This window comes from Xanthomonas hortorum pv. cynarae, assembly GCF_002939985.1.
In the GTDB taxonomy this organism is placed as follows: domain Bacteria; phylum Pseudomonadota; class Gammaproteobacteria; order Xanthomonadales; family Xanthomonadaceae; genus Xanthomonas; species Xanthomonas hortorum_D.
In genome coordinates this window covers 1-443 of the sequence record NZ_MDFM01000089.1, presented here as the reverse complement: position 1 = coordinate 443, position 443 = coordinate 1, and the positions used below count along the sequence as shown (strand labels likewise).

Here is a 443-nt window from a genome sequence, read left to right as displayed (position 1 = left end):
TGTCGACTCCCCGCAATTCAATGCCAGCTAAAACTAGAGGTCTGCGGTTGATGTTGCTCATGGAACTCGGCGGGTGTTAGCCCGCCCAGGCTGTCGTGCGGTATCTGTTGGTTGTAGTCGGCCAGCCACTGTTCGGTCTGTTCACGGACCTCGCTCAGCGTGCGGAAGATGTGCATGTCCAGCACGCCGCGCCGGTAGCTGCCGTTGAAGCGTTCGATGAAACCGTTTTGCATCGGGCGCCCCGGCTCAATGAAGTCCAAGGCGATGCCTTTGCGCTCGGCCCACTCGGCCAAGGCCAATGCGACAAACTCCGGGCCATTGTCCAGGCGAAGTTTGGCGGGATAGCCGCGCCAGGCTGCGATGCGTTCCAAGGTGCGGATGACGCGGGCGGCCGGAAGATTCAAGTCCACTTCGATCGCCAAGGCTTCCCGACTGAAATCGTC

The 443-nt window shown here is 60.7% G+C and carries 1 protein-coding gene; it reads right to left on the bottom strand.

Features of this window, described 5'->3' with window-relative positions:
• Positions 1-17: 17 nt before the first annotated feature.
• Positions 18-443 (bottom strand): integrase core domain-containing protein (locus tag XcyCFBP4188_RS22355; RefSeq protein ID WP_146094089.1); only part of this gene is annotated, 426 nt, incomplete at its 5' end.